We start from the raw sequence: 20,088 nt of genomic DNA on the forward strand, positions 1-20,088 counted from the left end.
CTTCGCCGTCTCTGTCTCTTCTTGATCTCGTATCACCAGTCACCGCCCGCACGATGGTGGCACGACCGGACGACAGAGGGGGGCATCAGGGTGCAATGCGGGGTCGCGAGGCGCGAACGGTACCCCTCTTTGCCTCCCATGTGCCGATTCTCCCTCTCCGCATCGCGGCCTTCTCGCCCAGGGCCGGTCCGGCCGTGCGTCTTCACGCCGTGCGTCTTCATGCCGCGCCGCCGTCCTTCACGCCGCTTTCGGCCGGAGCGGTCCCCGCCGGGGGCGTCATGGCCGCGGCGTTGTCGGTGCCGTGCGGCAGGATGGGTCGGATGGACGAGCTGCCTGAGTACGCCGAGCGGGTTCTGGAGGTCGCCGAGCGCATCCCGCCCGGTCGGGTCATGACCTACGGGGACGTCGCGGAGTGGCTCGGCGACGGCGGACCCCGCCAGGTCGGCCGCGTCATGGCGCTGTACGGCGGCGCCGTGCCGTGGTGGCGGGTGGTGCGCTCCGACGGCGTCCTGCTCGCGGGCCACGAACTGCGCGCCCTTGAGCGGTACCGCGAGGAGGGGACCCCGTTGCGTGAAGCGTCCCGCGCCGCGGAAGGGCATGTGCCGCGCCTCGACATGAAACGCGCGCGATGGGACGGCGCCGGGGCGCACAGCGACGAAGCTCACATATGACAGCTTCCGCCAAGCGGCGACAGGGCGGGGACTCCGAGGACCGTACGGGGTAGGGGACGGCTCCGCCGTCCGGACCCGGGCGCCTGGCGTAGCGTCTTCAGCGCGCAGCTCGAACCGCACTCTCACCACCAGCACACCCACCAGGACCGGCGATCCACGTGAGCTCCTCCTCCACCACCGGGCATGTGCCGTACCCGCAGCAGGTACGGCAGGGGGTTCTCCCGCGCCCGCACGGGCGGGGCGGAAGGTCCCCGGGCGCGTACCGGCTGGTGCGAACCCCGCCGGGCCCCGTGACTCCCCCTCTCCTGGACGCAGCCCAGCGCGCGGTGGTTGACCATGGAAGCGGACCGCTTCTCGTACTCGCCGGACCGGGCACCGGCAAGACGACCACGCTCGTCGAGGCCGTCGCGGGCCGAATCGCGGCGGGCACGGACCCTTCTCGCATCCTTGTCCTCACCTTCAGCCGCAAAGCGGCGGTGGAACTGCGCGACCGGATGGCGCTGCGGCTCGGCGGCGCCCGCGGACCGCAGGCCACGACGTTCCACTCCTACTGCTACGCGCTCGTCCGCTCACATCAGGACGCCGACCTGTTCGCCGAACCGCTGCGCCTGCTGTCGGGTCCGGAGCAGGACGTCACCGTGCGGGAACTCCTCGCCGGCCAGATCGGCCTGCCCGGCGTCCGCTGGCCCGACGAGCTGCGGGCGTGCCTGACCACCCGCGGCTTCGCCGACGAGGTCCGTGCCGTGCTGGCCCGGAGCCGCGAGCTGGGCCTCGGCCCGGACTCCCTCGCCCGCTTCGCCGCCCGCATCGGCCGGCCCGACTGGGGAGCGGCCGCCTCGTTCCTCGCCGAATACCTGGACGTCCTCGACCTCCAGGGCGTGCTCGACTACGCGGAACTGGTGCACCGGGCCGTCCTGCTGGCCGAGGAGGTGGCGCTGCCCGCCTACGACGCGGTCTTCGTGGACGAGTACCAGGACACCGACCCGGCCCAGGTGCGGCTGCTGCGCGCCCTGGCGGGCGGCGGGCGGACACTCGTCGCCTTCGGCGACCCCGACCAGTCGATCTACGCGTTCCGCGGCGCGGACGTGAACGGCATCCTCGACTTCCCCGACGCCTTCCCCCGTGCCGACGGCACTCCCGCCGGCGTCGCCGTGCTGACCACGTCCCGGCGCAGCGGAGCCACCCTCCTGGCGGCGACCCGGCTGCTGACCCGCCGGATGCCGCTGACACGGCTGCCGGCCGGCAAGGTCCGAGCCCACCGCGAACTGGCGGCGGTCCACGAGGGCGGCCGCGTCGAGGCGTACACCTATCCGACGGCCTCCACGGAGCTGGACAACATCGCGGACATCCTGCGCCGCGCCCATCTCGAGGACGGCGTCCCCTGGCACGAGATGGCGGTGCTCGTCCGGGCCGGCGGCCGCACCATCCCCTCCATGCGGCGCGCCCTGACATCGGCGGGCGTACCCCTCGAGATCGACGGCGACGACGTGGCCCTGCGCCATGAACCGGCGGTGGCGCCGCTGCTGACCGCCCTGCGCACGGTCGCGACGGCGGCCGCCGGCCGCCCGGCGGACACGCCGCCCGCACCCGCGCCCGTGCCTGTTGCCGGGGGAGCGGGCGAGGAGCCCGGCGCCGGTGGCGGGGCGGCTGAGGGCTCCGGGGCGCCGGAGGAAGCGGTCGAGCGGGGGGATGCCGGTGGCGGGGCGGCTGAGGGCTCCGGGGCGCCGGAGGAAGCGGTCGAGCGGGGGGATGCCGGTGGCGGCGCGGCCGAGGGCTCCGGGGTTCCGGAGGAGGCGGGCGTGGAGCGGGAGTCCGGGCCCGGGCCCGCCGTCTGGATCGACACCGAGACCGCGCTCACTCTCCTGACCTCGCCGCTCGGCGGCATGGACACCGCGGACCTGCGCCGTCTCGGCCGGGCGCTGCGGGACGAGGAGCGGGCCGGGGGCAACGCCCTGCCGCCGCCGTCCGACCAGCTTCTCGCCCGCGCGCTCGCCGAGCCCGAGCGCCTTGTCGCCCACGATCCGTCGTACGCCCGCGGCGCCCAGCGGCTGGGCGCCCTGCTGCGCAAGGCGCGCGAACTCCTGGAGGGCGGTGGCACCGCGGAAGAGGCCCTGTGGCTGCTGTGGGACGGCACCCCGTGGCCGCAGCGCCTGGAGCGTGCGGCGTTCCGCGGCGGCACGGCCGGCCGGAACGCAGACCGTGATCTCGACGCCGTCTGCGCGCTCTTCGAGACGGCGGCGCGCGCGGAGGAACGCACAGGCGGCCGCGGCGCGCTCAACTTCATCGAGGAGCTCGAAGCGCAGGACATCGCCGCCGACACCCTCTCCAGGCGCGAGGCCCGCCCGGAGGCCGTGCGGCTGATGACGGCGCACCGCTCCAAGGGCCTGGAGTGGAGCCTCGTCGTGGTCGCCGGTGTGCAGGAGGGCCTGTGGCCCGACCTCCGGCGCCGTGGCTCCCTCCTGGAGGCCGACCGCATCGGACGGGACGGCCTCGCCGAGCCGCTCACCCCCGGCGCCCTGCTGGCGGAGGAGCGCAGGCTGTTCTACGTGGCGGCCACCCGCGCGCGGAGCCGTCTCGTCGTCACCGCGGTCAAGGCCCCGGCCGACGACGGCGACCAGCCCTCCCGCTTCCTGGCCGAACTGGGCGTGGAGCCGCGTGATGTGACCGGCCGTCCGCGCCGCCCACTGGCCGTCGCGCCCCTCGTGGCCGAACTGCGCGCCACCACCGTCGACCCGGCGGCCTCCCCCCGCTTGCGGGAGGCCGCCGCCCGCCGGCTGGCCCGGCTCGCGGCGCTGACCGACGAGGAGGGACAGCCGCTGGTGCCTTCCGCGCACCCGTACCGCTGGTGGGGGCTGTACGACGCCACCCACAGCGCGAAGCCGCTGCGCGACCGGGACCAGCCTGTCACGCTCTCCGGCAGCGCACTCGACCAGCTGGCCAACAGCTGCGCGCTCCAGTGGTTCTTGGGCCGGGAGGTGAAGGCCGACGCGCCCGCGACCGCCGCCCAGGGCTTCGGCAACGTGGTACACGTGCTCGCCGACGAGGTCGCCTCCGGCCGCACCCCCGCCGACCTGACCGTCCTCATGGAACGTCTCGACTCGGTGTGGGACGCGCTCGTCTTCGACGCCCCCTGGAAGTCGCAGCAGGAGAAGGGGCACGCGCGCGCCGCGCTCGAGCGTTTCCTGCGCTGGCACGTCATGGACCGGGGCGGACGCCGCCCCGCCGCCACCGAGCACGACTTCGACGTCACGCTGGAGGCGGGCGGGTTCGAGGTGCGCATCCGGGGCTCCATGGACCGCGTCGAGCAGGACGAGCAGGGCCGCGCCTATGTCGTCGACTTCAAGACGGGCAAGCAGACGCCCACGAAGGACGAGGTCGCCCGCCATCCCCAGCTCGCCGTGTACCAGCTGGCCGTCCGTGAGGGCGCGGTCGACGAGGTCTTCGGCGGGAACCGCCCCGAGCCGGGCGGCGCCGAGCTCGTACAGCTGCGGCAGCCGGCCGCGAAGAAGGAGGGCGGCGACCCCCTGCCGAAGGTCCAGGCGCAGGAGGCGCTCACCGGCGAATGGGTCGGGGACCTGCTCGCCACCGCGGCCGGCCGGGTCCTCGACGAGCGCTTCACGCCCTCCACCGGGCAGCACTGCGCCCATTGCGCGTTCCGCGCGTCGTGCAGCGCGCAGCCGGAGGGCCGCCAAATAGTGGAATGACCGGTGTTTTGTCATGCAATGTCACATTTGCGCAGATCCAATGGAGTTCCCGGCCACCGCGACCCGTCGTGGCGGGCCCATCCGGATCTGCGAGGAGAGACAACATGACGGCCAAGCGGAAGTCCCTGGTGACGGCGGCGGTCTGTGCGAGTGCCGTCATCGTGCTGGCGGGCTGTTCCCAGGACGGTGACATCAAGGCCAAGGGGGCCTCCGGCGAGCGAAGAGGGCCTGCGGCCGTGACCAGCGGTGACGGCGAATCGCTGGAGGGCCTGGACGCCGGGCAGATCGCCGACAAGGCGGTCGCGGCCACCAGTGCCGCCAAGTCCCTGACCATGGCGGGCCGGATCGAGAAGGACGGCGAGCCGGTCTCCATCGACCTGGCCCTCGACTCCGGCGACAAATGCAGCGGCCTGCTCGGAGTCAAGGGAGGCAGGGCGGAAATCCGCCAGGTGTCCGAGGTGATGTACCTCAAGGGCGACGAGCAGTTCTGGAGCGCCGCACTGCGCGAGCGTTCCACCGAGTCGCCCGGAGTGGGCAACGACGCCGTCGGGGAACTCATGCAGGGCCGGTGGGTCAAGATGCCCACCGGGACCGTCAAGGACCTGGACCGCGTCTGCGATCTCAAGGCGATGTTCGCGCAGATGGACGTGGACGAGGCGGCCCGGAAGCAGATGACCAAGGGACCGGACTCCGAGGTCGAGGGCGTACCGACGGTGACCCTCGTGAAGAAGGAGCAGGACAGGACGACGACGGTCCATGTCGCGAAGGAGGGCAAGCCCTATGTCCTCAAGATCGTCAAGGCCGGTGGCAACGAGACCGGCACCATCGTTCTCTCCCGCTACGACGAGCCGGTCGAGGTCGAGGTGCCGCCGGCCGGGGAAGTGGTCGACCTGGACAACCTGACCGGGGGCGCGGGCCTCGGCTTCGAGGCGGGCCCCACGCAGTCCGGCGACGGGAGCGGCACGGACGGGGAGTCGGACACGGAAGAGGACTTCGGCGCCGGAGTCGGCACTGAACCTGGTGAGGACCCGGAGGCGGACGGGGGCACCGGCTCCGCCGAGGGCTCCGGTTCGGACCAGGACACCGATGCCGGCACGGACATCGGTGACGGACCGGGTTCCGGCGAAGGCTTTGCCGGCGACGAGGGGACCGGCACGGAGTCCGGCGGGGACGCCGGCTCCGGCGCGGGGACGGCCGCGGACGGTGAAAGCGCGTCCTAGAGACCGGAACAGGCGGCGGCCCCGGGGGTACGGCCCCGCGCTCGCGCGCTGCCGGCTGTGGCACGGCGCCCCGCTCCCTCTGAGCCACTGCTGCGCGCCCTCGCGGGCCGGGCCGCCGTGGCGCCCCGGTCCGGCATGCCGGACCGGGCCGGGCCCAGACCGGAGACGGACCGGGAAGGGGCCGGGACCGGGCCGGGTTCGGGTCAGGTCCCGCGGACGAACGGGGACCACTGCTGTCAGTGGTCCCCGTTAGCCTCTACGGGGTGACCGCACGCATCACCGACCCCGAAGAGCTCAAAGAGCTCCTCGGTATCCCCTTCACCCCGGAGCAGACGGCCTGCATCACCGCGCCGCCCGCCCCGCAGGTCATCGTGGCCGGGGCCGGCTCGGGGAAGACGACGGTCATGGCGGCCCGGGTGGTCTGGCTCGTCGGCACCGGCCAGGTGGCACCCGACCAGGTCCTCGGACTCACCTTCACCAACAAGGCCGCCGGCGAGCTCGCCGAGCGCGTCCGCACCGCCCTCGTCCGTGCCGGCGTCACCGACCCCGACGCCATCGACCCGGGCGACCCTTCCTCGGTCTTCCGCGGCGACACGCCGGTCGGCGAGCCGCGCATCTCCACGTACCACGCCTTCGCCGGCCAGCTCCTCAAGGACCACGGCCTGCGCATCGGACTCGAGCCGACCGCCCGGCTGCTCGCCGACGCCACCCGCTACCAACTCGCCGCTCGTGTGCTGCGCGAGGCCCCGGGACCGTACCCCGCGCTCACCCGCTCCTTCCCCTCCCTCGTGAGCGACCTGCTCGCGCTCGACGCGGAGCTCGCCGAGCACCTCGTGCCCGCTGAGCGCCTGAAGGAGTACGACACGGAGCTGCTCCGCACCCTCGAAGGCGCCCGGCTGACCAACGCGGACCTCCGCAAGGTCCCGGAGGCAGCAGAGGCGCGCCGCGAGCTGCTCGACCTGACCCTGCGTTACCGCGCTGCGAAGCGGCAGCGGGACCTGCTCGACTTCGGCGACCAGATCGCGCTCTCCGCCGAGCTCGCACTCACCCGCCCCGAGGTGGGCACCCTCCTTCGCGACGAGTTCAGGGTCGTCCTGCTCGACGAGTACCAGGACACGTCTGTGGCCCAGCGGCTGCTGCTGTCCGGACTGTTCGGGCAGGGCACGGGCCACGCCGTCACCGCGGTCGGCGACCCATGTCAGGCGATCTACGGCTGGCGCGGGGCGTCCGTCGCCAACCTCGACGACTTCCCCGTCCACTTCCCCCACTCCGACGGCCGTCCCGCCGACCGCTATTCGCTCAGCGAGAACCGCCGCAGCGGCGGGCGTCTGCTGCACCTCGCCAACGGCCTCGCGACGCCGCTGCGCGCCATGCACGAGGGGGTCGAGGCACTGCGGCCCGCACCCGGTGCGGAGCGGGACGGCATCGTGCGCTGCGCGCTGCTGCCGACGCACGCGGAGGAGATCGAGTGGCTCGCCGACTCCATCGCCCACCTCGTCCGCACCGGCAAGGAGCCGGGCGAGATCGCGGTGCTGTGCCGTACCGCGGGCGACTTCCCCGAGATCCAGGGCGCCCTGGTCGCCCGCGACGTCCCGGTGGAGGTCGTCGGCCTCTCCGGGCTGCTGCACCTGCCGGAGGTCGCCGACCTGGTGGCGACGTGCGAGGTGCTCCAGGACCCCGGCGCCAACGCCTCACTCGTTCGCATCCTCACCGGCCCCCGGTGGCGGATCGGGCCGCGCGACCTGGCGCTGCTCGGCCGCCGGGCGCGGCTGCTCGTCCACCATGCCTCCGCGGACGACGATCCGGAGCGGCGGCTCGCCGCGGCGGTGGAGGGCACCGACCCGGCGGAGATCATCTCGCTCGCCGACGCGCTCGACACGTTCCTGGAGTCGGCCGTGGGCGAGGACGACGGACTTCCCTTCTCCGCGGAGGCACGAGTCCGCTTCGCCCGCCTCGCCGCCGAACTGCGTGATCTGCGCCGCTCGCTGGCCGACCCGCTGATGGACGTCCTGCACCGGGTGCTCTCCACCACCGGCCTCGAGGTCGAGCTGTCCGCCTCGCCGCACGCGCTGGCCGCCCGCCGACGGGAGACCCTCGCCAACTTCCTCGACGTCGCCGCCGGCTTCGCCGCGCTGGACGGGGAGGCGACACTGCTGGCGTTCCTCGGCTTCCTGCGTACCGCGGCGCAATACGAGAAGGGGCTCGACAACGCCCTTCCGGGCGGTGAGAACACGGTCAAGGTGCTCACCGCGCACAAGTCCAAGGGCCTCGAGTGGGACGTCGTCGCCGTACCGGGGCTCGTCGCCAAGCACTTCCCGAACGACCAGGCCAGAGAGGCATGGACGTCCCAGTCCAAGGTCCTTCCGCACGCCCTGCGCGGCGACGCGGACACACTGCCGGCCGTCGAGTCGTGGGACGCCGGGGGGCTGAAGGCCTTCAAGGAGGCGATGAAGGACCACCAGCACACGGAGGAACTGCGCCTGGGCTACGTGACCTTCACCCGCCCCCGCTCGCTCCTCCTCGGCTCCGCGCACTGGTGGGGGCCCAGCCAGAAGCGGCGGCGCGGCCCGTCCGCGTTCCTGATGGCCCTGTACGACCACTGCGAGCAGGGCCACGGCGAGATCGAGGTCTGGGCCGACGAGCCCGAGGAGGACGCGGAGAATCCGGTGCTCGGCACGGCCACCGCGGACCACGCCTGGCCGCTGCCTCTGGACCCCGTCTCCCTGTCTCGCCGCCGGGCAGCGGCGGACACGGTCATGGCACACCTCGAGGCGCTGACGGCAGTACCGGGCGGGGCCGCGTCGGGTGCGTCGGCCGGAGCCGACCACGTGCGCGGATCCGAGCCGGATCCGGACATCGGGCCCGAGTCCTGGCGGGAGCCGGAGTTCGACTCCGGCTCCGGGCCCGCGTACGACTCCGAGTTCGGCTCAGGGCCCGAGCCTGAGCCGGGGTTCGAGGCCGAGTTCGCCTCAGGGCCCGAGCCTGAGCGGGGGTTCGAGGCCGAGTTCGGCTCTGCGCCCGAGTTCGAGGCCGACCTCGAATTCGGGCCCGGTTCAGGGTCCGGGCCGGCACCCGTGACGGTGCCGTCCGCCGAGCGCGGTCCCGTGCCGGCTCCCTTTGCCGACCCGGAGGAATGGGACTGGCCGACCGAGCCCCCGCAGGACGACCCGTTCGCGCCCCCGCCGCCGGTGCCGACCGTTCCGCATCAGCCGTCCCCGCACTCCGAGCGCGCAGTCGCCGCCCCGGGAGACGCTGAAGCCGCCGCGTACCCCGCTGCCGACCGGAGCGCCGAAGGCCCGCACCGGACCTCGGGAGGGAACGGGAGGCCGGAGGCACTCACTCCCGAGGAGGCCCGCACCGTCGCGTCATGGGACCGCGACCTCGACGCGCTCACCGGCGAACTGCGCCGTACCCGCGCGACCGTCCGCGAGGTGCTCTTGCCGGCCTCCCTCTCCGCCTCCCAGCTGCTGCGCCTCGCCGCCGACCCCGACGGCTTCGCCCAAGAGCTCGCCCGCCCCATGCCCCGTCCGCCGCAGCCCGCGGCCCGCAGGGGCACCCGGTTCCATGCCTGGGTGGAGTCGCGCTTCGAGGAGCTCGCCCTTCCCATGCTCGGCCCGGACGAGCTGCCGGGCGGCGCCGACGAGCACGACATCGCGGACGAGCAGGACCTCGCCGCGCTCAAGGAGGCCTTCGAGCGCACGCCGTACGCCCGCCGCACCCCGTACCGCGTCGAGGCGCCGTTCCAGTTCACGCTGGCCGGCCGGGTCGTGCGGGGCCGGATCGATGCCGTGTACCGGACCGGTGAGGGCACGTACGAGATCGTCGACTGGAAGACCGCGCGCAGCGGCGTCGCGGACCCCCTCCAGCTCGCCGTCTACCGCCTCGCGTGGGCCGAACAGCACGGCATACCGCTCGAGGCGGTGACCGCCACCTTCGTGTTCGTACGCACCGGCGAGATCGTGCATCCCGACGGCCTCCCCGACCGCGCCGGACTGGAGCGCATCCTGCTGGGCGGGACGGCCGACGAATCCGGTGCCGGTGCCCGTTAGGCTCAAGAGCATGAGCGAGACCCCGGACAACGCCGTCCGTACGTACATACAGCAGCACCGCGCCGCCTTCCTCGACGACCTCGCCGAGTGGCTGCGCATCCCGTCGGTGTCGGCGCAGCCGGAGCACGAAGGGGACGTACGGCGCAGCGCCGAGTGGCTCGCGGGCAAGCTGTCGGAGACCGGCTTCCCGGTCGCCGAGATCTGGCCCACACCCGGTGCCCCGGCGGTCTTCGCCGAGTGGCCGTCCGGCGACCCGGACGCCCCCACCGTGCTGGTCTACGGCCACCACGACGTGCAGCCCGCCGCGCGTGAGGACGGCTGGCACACCGACCCGTTCGAGCCCCTGATCGCCGACGGACGGATGTACGGCCGCGGCGCCGCCGACGACAAGGGGCAGGTGTTCTTCCACACACTCGGCGTGCGCGCCCACCTCGCGGTCACCGGCCGCACCGCCCCCGCCGTCAACCTCAAGCTGCTGATCGAGGGCGAGGAGGAGTCCGGCTCTCCGCACTTCCGCGCACTCGTGGAACAGCAGGCGCACCGTCTCGCCGCCGACGCCGTGATCGTCTCCGACACGGGCATGTGGTCGGAGACCACCCCGACCGTCTGCACCGGCATGCGCGGCCTGGCCGACTGCGAGATCACGCTGTACGGCCCCGACCAGGACATCCACTCCGGCTCGTTCGGCGGCGCCGTCCCCAACCCCGCGACCGTCGCCGCCCGCCTGGTCGCCGCGCTGCACGACGAGAACGAGCAGGTCACGATCCCCGGCTTCTACGAAGGCGTCGCACCGCTCACCGACGAGGAGCGCGAGCTGTTCGCCGAGCTGCCGTTCGACGAGGAGACCTGGCTGCGCACCGCCAAGTCGCACGGGACGCTCGGCGAAGCCGGATACTCCACGCTCGAGCGTGTCTGGGCCCGCCCGACGGCCGAGCTGAACGGCATCGGGGGCGGCTACCAGGGCCCCGGCGGCAAGACGATCGTCCCGTCGTCCGCGGAGCTGAAACTGTCCTTCCGGCTGGTCGCCGGTCAGGAACCCGACAAGATCGAACGCGCCGTCACGGACTGGGTCGACTCCCGGATCCCGGCCGGCATCCGGCACGAGATCGTCTTCGGGGCCGCCACCCGGCCCTGCCTGACGCCGCTCGACCATCCGGCCCTTCGGTCGGTCGTACGCGCCATGGGCCGTGCCTTCGACGGTCACAAGATCCGCTTCACCCGCGAGGGCGGTTCGGGACCGGCGGCCGACCTCCAGGACGTCCTCGCGGCGCCCGTGCTGTTCCTGGGCATCTCCGTACCGTCCGACGGCTGGCACGCACCGAACGAGAAGGTCGAGCTCGAACTGCTCCTCAAGGGAGTGGAGACGACCGCCCATCTGTGGGACGACATGGCCCGCACCCTTCGCTGAACCGATGTCCCGATCCGCCCCGGGGGAGTTGGAAGAACCGTGAGTACCCAGAGCTACGCCGATGCCGCAGGCCGTCCCATCGGTCTCACCGCGCCCAGCGGCATCGACCGCGAGGCGCACAACCGTCTCGACGAGGCATGGCTCGCGGCCGCGTGGAGCCATCCCACGACCCGTGTGTTCGTCGTCTCCGGTGGCCAGGCCCTGATCGACGACACCCCCGACGGCCGCACCGAGCTGGTCATGACCCCGGCCTTCGAGGCCCCGGTCACCGAGACCCACCGCTACTTCCTCGGCTCCGACGAGGAAGGTGTCCGGTACTTCGCCCTCCAGAAGGACGCCCTGCCGGGCCGCATGGACCAGTCGGCGAGGCCCGCCGGGCTTCGCGAGGCCGGGCTCCTGCTGTCGCCGCGCGACGCGGGGCTGCTGGTGCACGCGGTCGCCCTGGAGAACTGGCAGCGGCTGCACCGCTTCTGCTCCCGCTGCGGCGAGCGCACCGTCATCGCCGCCGCGGGACACATCCGCCGCTGCCAGGCCTGTGGCGCCGAGCACTATCCCCGCACCGACCCTGCCGTGATCATGCTCGTCACCGACGACAAGGACCGCGCTCTCCTCGGCCGTCAGGTGCACTGGCCGGAGGGCCGCTTCTCGACGCTCGCGGGCTTCGTGGAGCCGGGGGAGTCCATCGAGGAGTCGGTGCGCCGCGAGGTCCGTGAAGAGGTGGGCGTCGGCGTGGGCGAGGTGGAGTACGTCGCCAGCCAGCCGTGGCCGTTCCCCTCGAGCCTGATGCTCGGGTTCATGGCCCGCGCCACGACGTCGCGGATCGAGGTCGACGGCGAGGAGATCCACGAGGCGCGCTGGTTCTCCCGGGAGGACCTGCGGGCCGCGTTCGAGTCCGGAGAGGTGCTGCCTCCCTATGGGATCTCCATCGCGGCCCGACTGATCGAGCTCTGGTACGGCAAGCCGCTGCCGAAGCCCGGCGACGTGGTCTGAGGCCCTGAACGCTTTCTTGAGGTCCGGACCTGCTCCGAGGTCCGGACCTGCTCCGAGGTCCGGACCTGCTCCGAGGTCCGGACCTGCTCCGAGGTCCGGACCTGCTCCGGGCCTGTCACGGCCGCGCGGCCACCGGTAGACGTATGACGGCCCCGGCCAGACGCACGACGGCCCCGGCCGGTCCGGTCGACCCGCCTGTCGCTCGGTCGAACCGGAATGCCGGGGCCGACGCCCGGTACAGCCTCGAGGGTCAGACGCCCACCTTCTGCTTGACCTGGGCGAGAGACGGGTTCGTCAGCGTCGAACCGTCGGAGAAGAGCACGGTGGGCACCGTCTGGTTGCCCCCGTTGGCCTTCTCGACGAAGGCCGCCGACTCGGGGTCCTGCTCGATGTTGATCTCGGTGTACGCGATGCCCTCGCGGTCCATCTGGCTCTTCAGCCGACGGCAGTATCCGCACCACGTGGTGCTGTACATCGTCACAGTGCCCTGCATCGTCTCTTGCTCCTGGGTCTCGGGGGCGGGTGTCATCACCTCGCGCTAGAACGTACGTGACGCGGTATCGATTCCCGCGCCCCGTCGGACGCGGATCCGTACGGCCGGCGGCCAGTTCGTACGACTGATAGGGCAGCCCTGTGGACAACCGCCGCATCCGCCCCCGGCGACCTGGCAGCATGGCGGGGTGACAGCAGCAACGCACTCCTCTCTTTTCCCGCAGGTCCCCGAGTCGGCGGACGCCGTGCTCGAAGGGCTCGATCCCGAGCAGCGCGAGGTGGCGACCTCCCTGCACGGTCCGGTGTGCGTGCTGGCAGGAGCCGGCACGGGCAAGACCCGCGCGATCACCCACCGCATCGCGTACGGGGTGCGGGCGGGCATACTCCAGCCCGCCAGTGTGCTGGCCGTCACGTTCACCAACCGCGCCGCCGGTGAGATGCGCGGACGGCTGCGCCAGCTCGGCGCGGGCGGCGTCCAGGCGCGTACGTTCCACTCCGCCGCCCTCCGCCAGCTGCAGTACTTCTGGCCGAAGGCGGTCGGCGGTGAGATGCCGCGACTGCTCGAGCGCAAGATCCAGCTGGTGGCCGAGGCCGCCGCCCGCTGCCGGATCCGCCTCGACCGCAACGAGCTGCGGGACGTGACGGGAGAGATCGAGTGGGCCAAGGTCACCCAGACCGTGCCCGCCGACTACCCGGCAGCCGTCGCCAAGTCGCTTCGCGACGCGCCCCGTGACCCGGCCGAGATCAGCCAGGTCTACGCCATGTACGAGCAGCTCAAGCGCGACCGCTCGGTGATCGATTTCGAGGATGTGCTGCTCCTCACGGTCGGCATCCTGCAGGACCGGCACGACATCGCCGACCATGTCCGCCGTCAGTACCAGCACTTCGTCGTCGACGAGTACCAGGACGTCAGCCCCCTCCAGCAGCGCCTGCTGGATCTGTGGCTCGGCGACCGGGAAAGCCTGTGCGTCGTCGGTGACGCCAGCCAGACGATCTACTCCTTCACCGGCGCCACCCCCGATCACCTGCTGAACTTCCGCACCCGGCACCCCGGCGCGACGGTGGTCAAGCTGGTCCGCGACTACCGCTCCACCCCCCAGGTCGTCCACCTCGCCAACGGCCTGCTCGGCCAGGCCCGCGGACGGGCCGCCGAGCACCGCCTCGAACTGATCTCCCAGCGTGAGCCGGGCCCCGAGCCCTCGTACGTGGAGTACGCGGACGAGCCCGCGGAGGCGGAGGGCACCGCCCGCCGAATCCGCGAGCTGATCGACGCGGGTGTCCCGGCCGGTGAGATCGCCGTGCTGTACCGGATCAACGCCCAGTCGGAGGTCTACGAGCAGGCTCTGGCCGACGCGGGCGTCCCCTACCAGCTGCGCGGGGCCGAGCGGTTCTTCGAGCGGCAGGAGGTACGCGAGGCGGGCATCGCCCTGCGCGGCGCGGCCCGCGCCGGCGGCAACGACGCACTGCTCGACGACGTGGAGGACCTGCCCTCCCAGGTGCGGGCCGTGCTGTCCACCAAGGGGTGGACCACGGAGCCGCCCGCCGGATCCGGTGCCGTGCGCGACCGCTGGGAGTCGCTGGCGGCGCTGGTCCGCCTCGCGGAGGACTTCGTGCGGGTCAGGCCGCAGGCCACGCTCGCCGATCTGGTGGCCGAGCTGGACGAGCGGGCGGCCGCCCAGCACGCGCCCACCGTCCAGGGCGTCACACTCGCCTCCCTGCATTCGGCGAAGGGCCTGGAGTGGGACGCCGTCTTCCTGGTCGGGCTCACCGAGGGCATGATGCCGATCACCTACGCCAAGACGGACGAGCAGGTGGAGGAGGAGCGCCGGCTCCTCTATGTGGGCGTGACCCGTGCGCGGCTGCACCTGTCCCTGTCGTGGGCCCTGTCGCGTGCGCCGGGCGGCCGTGCCTCCCGGCGTCCGACCCGTTTCCTGAACGGCATCCGCCCGGGCTCCGCCGCGACCGGACCGCGGACCGCCGGCGGCGCGGGCGGTGTCGAGCGGGGCGGCGGACGCCGCAAGCGGCGAGGCCCGGTGCTGTGCCGGGTCTGCGGCAAGACCCTGACCGACGCGGGCGAGATGAAGCTGATGCGCTGCGAGGACTGCCCTTCGGACATGGACGAGGCGCTGTACGAGCGGCTGCGCGATTGGCGCTCGGTGCAGGCCAAGGAGCTGGGCCAGCCCGCGTACTGCGTCTTCACGGACAAGACGCTGATGGCGATCGCGGAGGCCGTGCCGGTCGACGAGGCGGAGTTGGCCGGGATCTCAGGTGTCGGCGGCCGCAAGCTCGATCGGTTCGGGGCCGATGTCCTGGCCATCTGCGCAGGTGAGGAGCCGGGCGAGGCCGACGAGGAGGACTGATACAAACTCGTCGAAAAAATGGTTTGCGCGCGCCCGGCCAAGACCCATAGGTTCTTAACCACGAAGAACAGCGGCTTCTCTGAAGCCCTGTCCTCGTGCTGTACTTATCCGAATAGCGTGACCGGCCTGTCCGGTCCTCGAGACGCCGAGAGGAGGCGATTCCAGTGATCAGCATCAAGACCAGCTTCATCAGCACCGCCAAAATGACCGATCGCTCGGTCGTCTCCGCCTGCTCGCTCGGCTTCTCCTCCGCGTTCCTCGGCACCGGTATGCCCGGCATCTCCGCCGTGCTTCCCGTGTCCGGTCTGGGCGGCCTGCCCGTCCTGGAGCGCAATGAGCGACCGACCAAGGCACTGGAAGCAGGAGTGGCAGCGGCAGAGGCTCAGGCCTATGCCTTTGCGGCGGCCAGTGCCGAGACCGAGCAGAAGACGACGCAGCACCACACGAAGTGGGCCTTCCGCGGGCTCGAACCCTGGAGTGATCCAGCCTGATACGGCATCAGGCCGGCGCCTTCAGGGCCGCGGAACCCCACCCGGGATCCGCGGCCCTTCTGTTTTCCCCAACGGGAGAACAGCGCGAAGGGGCCTCGGGACCAGAAGCACCCGGTACCAACTGCCACCCGGCCGACCGGCCGGAACGACCAGACGAGGAATCACACACCGTGCAACTCGAAGCGCACGCCCCGTCCGTACCGCCTTCCGAGACCACCTCCCCGCCCGTCCGTACCGAGGACTCCACCTTGACTCCCCTCACCGCGCTCTCCGCGCTCGACGACGCCATCGAGAACCTGGGCGTGCCCGTCCCGTGCCGTTCCTACGACCCGGAGGTCTTCTTCGCCGAGTCGCCGGCCGACGTCGAGTACGCCAAGTCCCTCTGCCGCACCTGCCCGCTGATGGAGGCCTGCCTCGCGGGCGCCAAGGAGCGGCGTGAGCCGTGGGGCGTCTGGGGCGGAGAGCTCTTCGTCCAGGGTGTCGTCGTTGCCCGCAAGCGGCCGCGTGGTCGCCCGCGCAAGAACCCGGTTGCGGCATGAACGCCATCGGAACCATCGATCGACCCGTCACGCACGACCCCCAGAAGCAGGCCCCTATGACCTCTTCCACGAGCGAGCCCCAGGGCTCCGCCACCCGAGCTGTCACCACCATCGGCGCGAACGCCTCGCGTCAGAACAGGACCCGCGAAATGCAACTCATCCCAGAAGCCCTGGCTCGTGCGCATATGCATGAGCGCCTGCGTGAAGTCGACGCGGAACGCCAGGCCGTGCGCCTGGTCGCCGCCCGACGCATGCAGCGCCGCGCCGAGCGCGTGTCGATGCGCGCGCGCCGCGCACTGGCCATGGCCGTCATGCACTGACGGCGAAGCCGTCCACGCGGGGGCCGGTCCATACGGACCGGCCCCCGCGGTGCGTGGTGACGCGCACTCGCCGCCGGGCGGCGATATCGTCACTAGGTGGACCAGGACAGGGCTCCCCACCCCGAGCAGCCGGGGGACAAGGGCATCGTGTGCGCCGGCTGCGGCAAGGTCGCCGAGGGGCCGCCGGTGACTTGGACCTGCTCCGTGGAGGACGGCGTCCGCCATTACCTCTGCGAGGACTGCGCCCGTGACAACCTCCGGGCGATCGAGAGCCGGCTCGACCCGCAGTGGTGGTGACCGCCGTCCGTTTGGTGTCCCCCCGCCGGAGCCGCTCCGGGTGGCGTCAGGCTCCTGCCTCCAGTACGGCGGCGCCGTCCGCGCTCTCCTTCTCCGCCTCCGCGGCGTCCTCCAAAACGAAGCCGGGCAGCCACTCCTCGAGCTCCCCCCGGAGCCGCACCGTCGCGTTCAGCTGGCACAGCACGCCGATAGTGCTCAATGTCACACGGTGTATCAGCAGATACGCGGGCGGCAGGTTGAGCTTCTTGCCGAGCTGGTGCGCGGGGGAGCGGACATCGGCGATCCGGGCGGCCTGTGTGCGCATCCAGCCGCGGGTGAAGGTGAATTCCTCCACCTGCGCAGGCTCGATGATCGGCAGCAGATAGTCGAGCACCGCTTCGGGGTCGAGGTCGATCGACTCCTTGACGAACCCCTCTTCGCACAGAAGTCCGTAGACGGCCTCCGCCTCGCCTTCGAGGGTCATGCGCAGACAGGCGCCGATGGTTTCCGGTAGCCCGTCCGGCAGCCGGTCCACCGTGCCGAAGTCGAGGACACCCAGACGCCAGTCCTCGCCGTCGTCGTCGGGAAGCAGGCGGAAGTTCCCGGGATGCGGGTCGGCGTGGAGAAGTCCCGTGCGTGCCGGGCCGGAGAAGAGGAACCGCGCCAGCAACTGGCCCGCCCGGTCCCGTTCCTCGGGGGTGCCGCCGGAGATCACCTCGGCCAGCGGTATGCCGTCGATCCACTCGGTCACCAGGACCTGGTCGCTCTGGTGGACCACGTCCGGCACCAGCACGCCGGGATCGTCCGCGAACTCGGCGGCGTGTTCCCGCTGGGCCTGGGCCTCCAGCGCGTAATCGAGCTCCTCCGAGACGCGGTCACGCAGTTCGGAGATGAGGGGCTTGATGTCCATGCCCGGAATGAGCGGCCCCAACAGCTTCGCGAAACGGCTCAGTTGCGCCAGGTCGGACAGAAGTGCGTCTCCTGCCCCCGGGTACTGCACCTTGACGGCGACCTCGCGCCCGTCGTGCCACACCGCACGGTGCACCTGCCCGATGGACGCGGCGGCGGACGGCTTGTCCTCGAAGCTCAGGAACAGTTCACGCCAGTCCTCCCCGAGACGCTCCTCGAGCACCGAGTGGACGGTCCGTGTCGGCATCGGAGGCGCAGCCTCCTGAAGTTTGGTCAGAGCGGCTCGGTAAGGACCGGCGATCTCCTCCGGCAGGGCCGATTCGAAGACGGACAACGCCTGCCCGAACTTCATCGCACCACCCTTGAGTTCCCCCAGCACCTTGAACAACTGCTCGGCCGTGCGCTGTTGCAGCTCCCGGGCCACGATCTCGGCGGACTTGCCGCCGATCCGCTTTCCCAGCCCCCACGTGGCGCGGCCGGCGAATCCCAGTGGCAGCGCTGCCAGCTTGGCGGTCCGGGTGACCGCCTTCCGGGGAAGATCAGACATGCGCCCCTCCAAATCCCAGACAGCGTGCCGCGTTTGCCGACGGCATCATTCCGCCGACCGCGTGTACCCGTTCATTGTGTCTTGTGTCGGAGCTGTTTCTGAGGTGTGCCTCCTCTCAGTTTTCCCCGCCGCACTGCAGGCACAGTCGAGGTCGGGTGCGATCCGTTCCGACCGCCAGGACAGCTGCGGCAGAGAAATCTCCCATCGGGCCCCGGTGCTCACGGGTGCCCCGCCGTCGAGGAAGGACAGAGCGTGGCACGCGGCCGTCCCCGCCACGGCCGTGGCCAGCGCGACATCGCAGGCGGGCACGGTCCGGCGCCGCCCCGAGCGCCACTGTGCCAGCAGCCTCCCCCTTCCCGGGTCGAGCTCTGCCTGTCCCCGCTCCATGCAGCCCGCGCACGCCGTACATCCCGGCAGCACGAGAGGACCGACGACGCCGGTTGCCTCCACAACGCCCGTATAGAGATGGGGTGTGCCGGTCGCGATCCACCCCTCGGCGTCGCTCGCGGCAGGGGCGTAGGCTGCCAGCCCGTCGCGCGGCGCCACGACGATCAGACTGAGGCCGGGCCCGCCGTCCGGGTCCTGGGTCTCCGCGGCACGCGGAGGCCGGTCGGGGGCCGCCCGCCGGACGAGCCGCCTGGCCGCCGCGTCCCTGCGCTCGCCGACCGCCTCCGCGGGCAGGCCACCCGGAGCCACATCACCCGGCTCCGCGACTCCACCGTCCAGTACCTCGACCCGCCCCACGCCCGCGGCCGACAGCGTGGCGGCGATCGACGCACCGACCCTCCCGGCTCCGCGGACCTGGACCCGTATGGCCCGCCTGGCCGCCACGAGACCCGCCGCGCCGCCCGGTTCGGGATGGATCACGGACAAAGCGGCGATGTCCGGCCGCAGCCGGTCATGGGCCGCCGCCCGCTTGCGCAGCGCGGCGGCCGCGGGACCTCCGGCCGTCGGGTCGTCCAGCAGTCCCGCGGCGCTCAGTCGGTGCACCAGGGCCTCCGCCCGGCCGTCCGGCAGACCCATCGCCCGAGCCTCCTCGAGCAGCAGAGGCAGGCCCCGGGTTCCGTCCAGCAGTTCCATCAGAGCACCGGTCGCTGTGTCGACCGGCCCGAGGGTCACCGCATGCGCGGGCGTCACCCCGAACTGCACGGACTGGCGGTCCCGCCATGCCCGCCGCAAGGCAGGCTTCATCATCGGATGCATTCCGCTTCCCCCGTCGGATTTGTGCTCGGACCGGCTCCGAGCCGTTGTCAGAATGCGGGGCCGCGGCGGGACGTGTGAAAAGTTGTCCACAGGTCCGGGGTATTAGTCGTTCAAATGGTGCAGCCATCGGGCGGATCAGGAGTGCGGCGTCCGGGGACACGACTTCTCCCGGGGACAGCGGGTAACGTCGGGGCCGTGCCCGTCGACCCACCCGCTCGCCTCGCTGGGGAGACCTCACCGCACGGCGCGGGAGGTCAGCAGCGCAGCGCGCAGCGTCCCGCGCCCCGCGGAACGGGGACGAGCGCGGTCGAGGTCCGCCGCAGCGCCCGGCGCAGCAGAACGGTCTCCGCCTACCGCGAGGGGGACCGCACCATCGTCCTGATCCCCGCGAGGATGTCGGAGGCGGAGGAGCGGCGCTGGGTGGGCGTGATGCTCGACAAGCTGGCGGCGCAGGAGAGCAAGCGGGTACTCGGTGACGCCGAACTGACGGAGCGTGCGGAACGGTTGTCCGCCCAGTATTTCGACGGGCGTGCCCGGCCCGCGTCCGTGCGCTGGGTGACGAACCAGAACACCCGCTGGGGCTCCTGCACTCCGGCCGAGGGCAGCATCCGGCTCTCCCACCGCCTGCAGGGCATGCCGGAGTACGTGGTGGACTACGTGCTCCTCCACGAGCTGGCCCACCTGCTCGTTCCCGGTCACGGACCCCGGTTCTGGCGGCTGCTTGAGGCCTATCCCCGCACCGAGCGGGCCCGTGGCTACCTGGAGGGCGTCGTCGCCGCCGGCCGGCTGCCGCACCTGCCCGCGGATCGCGGAGAGTGACTGTCGACGGTCCTGTACCGAATGTGTACCGGCTTGGCTCAATCTCACGCCCAGCGGTTAGCCTGACGCGACGCATTCAATTCGGGATGG

The 20,088-nt window shown here is 72.1% G+C and carries 15 protein-coding genes; 12 read left to right on the plus strand and 3 right to left on the minus strand.

Translation table 11 applies throughout. From position 1 onward, the window contains the following. Positions 1-311: 311 nt before the first annotated feature. From MDN94_RS14005 to nudC, 6 genes are all read left to right on the plus strand, one after another. Positions 312-671: an MGMT family protein gene (locus tag MDN94_RS14005; protein ID WP_482726150.1), complete on the plus strand. Its 360-nt coding sequence runs from the start codon at positions 312-314 to the stop codon at positions 669-671. A 158-nt stretch (positions 672-829) separates the two neighbouring features. After that, the gene (locus MDN94_RS14010; protein WP_482726151.1) at positions 830-4,375 is read left to right on the plus strand and encodes an ATP-dependent helicase; all 3,546 of its coding nucleotides are present in this window, start codon (positions 830-832) and stop codon (positions 4,373-4,375) included. Between the two features lie 104 nt (positions 4,376-4,479). Continuing rightward, positions 4,480-5,595 (plus strand): hypothetical protein, encoded by a 1,116-nt coding sequence (locus MDN94_RS14015; RefSeq protein ID WP_482726152.1) that lies wholly within the window; start codon positions 4,480-4,482, stop codon positions 5,593-5,595. A gap of 263 nt (positions 5,596-5,858) precedes the next feature. Next, on the plus strand, positions 5,859-9,644 hold the full coding sequence (locus MDN94_RS14020; protein ID WP_482726153.1) for a UvrD-helicase domain-containing protein: 3,786 nt from the start codon (positions 5,859-5,861) through the stop codon (positions 9,642-9,644). A gap of 10 nt (positions 9,645-9,654) precedes the next feature. Further along, positions 9,655-11,052 (plus strand): dipeptidase, encoded by a 1,398-nt coding sequence (locus tag MDN94_RS14025; RefSeq protein ID WP_482726154.1) that lies wholly within the window; start codon positions 9,655-9,657, stop codon positions 11,050-11,052. Between the two features lie 39 nt (positions 11,053-11,091). Further along, positions 11,092-12,042, plus strand: a complete 951-nt coding sequence (nudC, locus tag MDN94_RS14030; protein WP_482726155.1) for an NAD(+) diphosphatase — start codon at positions 11,092-11,094, stop codon at positions 12,040-12,042. 250 nt (positions 12,043-12,292) lie between these two features. On the opposite strand, the gene MDN94_RS14035 is transcribed toward nudC, so the two are convergent. Beyond that, entirely contained in the window at positions 12,293-12,535 is a 243-nt protein-coding gene (locus tag MDN94_RS14035; RefSeq protein ID WP_482727072.1) for a mycoredoxin, read from the minus strand. Positions 12,536-12,722: 187 nt separating this feature from the next. Here MDN94_RS14035 and MDN94_RS14040 point away from each other — a divergent pair, with 187 nt between their 5' ends. From MDN94_RS14040 to MDN94_RS14060, 5 genes are all read left to right on the plus strand, one after another. Beyond that, positions 12,723-14,894, plus strand: coding sequence for an ATP-dependent DNA helicase UvrD2 (locus tag MDN94_RS14040; protein WP_482726156.1), 2,172 nt, complete (start codon positions 12,723-12,725; stop codon positions 14,892-14,894). Between the two features lie 164 nt (positions 14,895-15,058). Then, positions 15,059-15,385: a hypothetical protein gene (locus MDN94_RS14045; protein ID WP_482726157.1), complete on the plus strand. Its 327-nt coding sequence runs from the start codon at positions 15,059-15,061 to the stop codon at positions 15,383-15,385. Between the two features lie 170 nt (positions 15,386-15,555). Then, positions 15,556-15,924: a WhiB family transcriptional regulator gene (locus tag MDN94_RS14050; protein WP_482726158.1), complete on the plus strand. Its 369-nt coding sequence runs from the start codon at positions 15,556-15,558 to the stop codon at positions 15,922-15,924. Continuing rightward, positions 15,921-16,244 (plus strand): hypothetical protein, encoded by a 324-nt coding sequence (locus tag MDN94_RS14055; RefSeq protein WP_441264084.1) that lies wholly within the window; start codon positions 15,921-15,923, stop codon positions 16,242-16,244. The genes MDN94_RS14050 and MDN94_RS14055 overlap by 4 nt, the downstream gene beginning before the upstream one ends. A 96-nt stretch (positions 16,245-16,340) precedes the next feature. Next, on the plus strand, positions 16,341-16,541 hold the full coding sequence (locus MDN94_RS14060; protein ID WP_482726159.1) for a hypothetical protein: 201 nt from the start codon (positions 16,341-16,343) through the stop codon (positions 16,539-16,541). Positions 16,542-16,587: 46 nt separating this feature from the next. Here MDN94_RS14060 and MDN94_RS14065 read toward each other — a convergent pair whose 3' ends face one another. Continuing rightward, positions 16,588-17,976 (minus strand): ABC1 kinase family protein, encoded by a 1,389-nt coding sequence (locus tag MDN94_RS14065; protein ID WP_482726160.1) that lies wholly within the window; start codon positions 17,974-17,976, stop codon positions 16,588-16,590. Positions 17,977-18,021: 45 nt separating this feature from the next. Further along, complete coding sequence (locus tag MDN94_RS14070) at positions 18,022-19,179, minus strand: ThiF family adenylyltransferase (RefSeq protein WP_482726161.1); 1,158 nt, start codon at positions 19,177-19,179, stop codon at positions 18,022-18,024. Between the two features lie 195 nt (positions 19,180-19,374). Between MDN94_RS14070 and MDN94_RS14075 the strand changes: the two genes are divergently transcribed. Next, complete coding sequence (locus MDN94_RS14075) at positions 19,375-19,998, plus strand: M48 metallopeptidase family protein (RefSeq protein ID WP_482726162.1); 624 nt, start codon at positions 19,375-19,377, stop codon at positions 19,996-19,998. The last annotated feature ends 90 nt before the right edge of the window (positions 19,999-20,088 follow it).

The sequence above is a fragment of the Streptomyces sp. WAC00040 genome (genome assembly GCF_056835925.1).

What these genes read in the sequence shown, in the direction of transcription:
- MDN94_RS14005 (WP_482726150.1), top strand. Translation starts at nt 312, where the DNA reads ATGGGTCGGATGGACGAGCTGCCTGAGTACGCCGAGCGGGTTCTGGAG.
- MDN94_RS14015 (WP_482726152.1), top strand. Translation starts at nt 4,480, where the DNA reads ATGACGGCCAAGCGGAAGTCCCTGGTGACGGCGGCGGTCTGTGCGAGT.
- MDN94_RS14025 (WP_482726154.1), top strand. Translation starts at nt 9,655, where the DNA reads ATGAGCGAGACCCCGGACAACGCCGTCCGTACGTACATACAGCAGCAC.
- MDN94_RS14035 (WP_482727072.1), bottom strand. Translation starts at nt 12,535, where the DNA reads ATGCAGGGCACTGTGACGATGTACAGCACCACGTGGTGCGGATACTGC.
- MDN94_RS14055 (WP_441264084.1), top strand. Translation starts at nt 15,921, where the DNA reads ATGAACGCCATCGGAACCATCGATCGACCCGTCACGCACGACCCCCAG.
- MDN94_RS14065 (WP_482726160.1), bottom strand. Translation starts at nt 17,976, where the DNA reads ATGTCTGATCTTCCCCGGAAGGCGGTCACCCGGACCGCCAAGCTGGCA.
- MDN94_RS14070 (WP_482726161.1), bottom strand. Translation starts at nt 19,179, where the DNA reads ATGCATCCGATGATGAAGCCTGCCTTGCGGCGGGCATGGCGGGACCGC.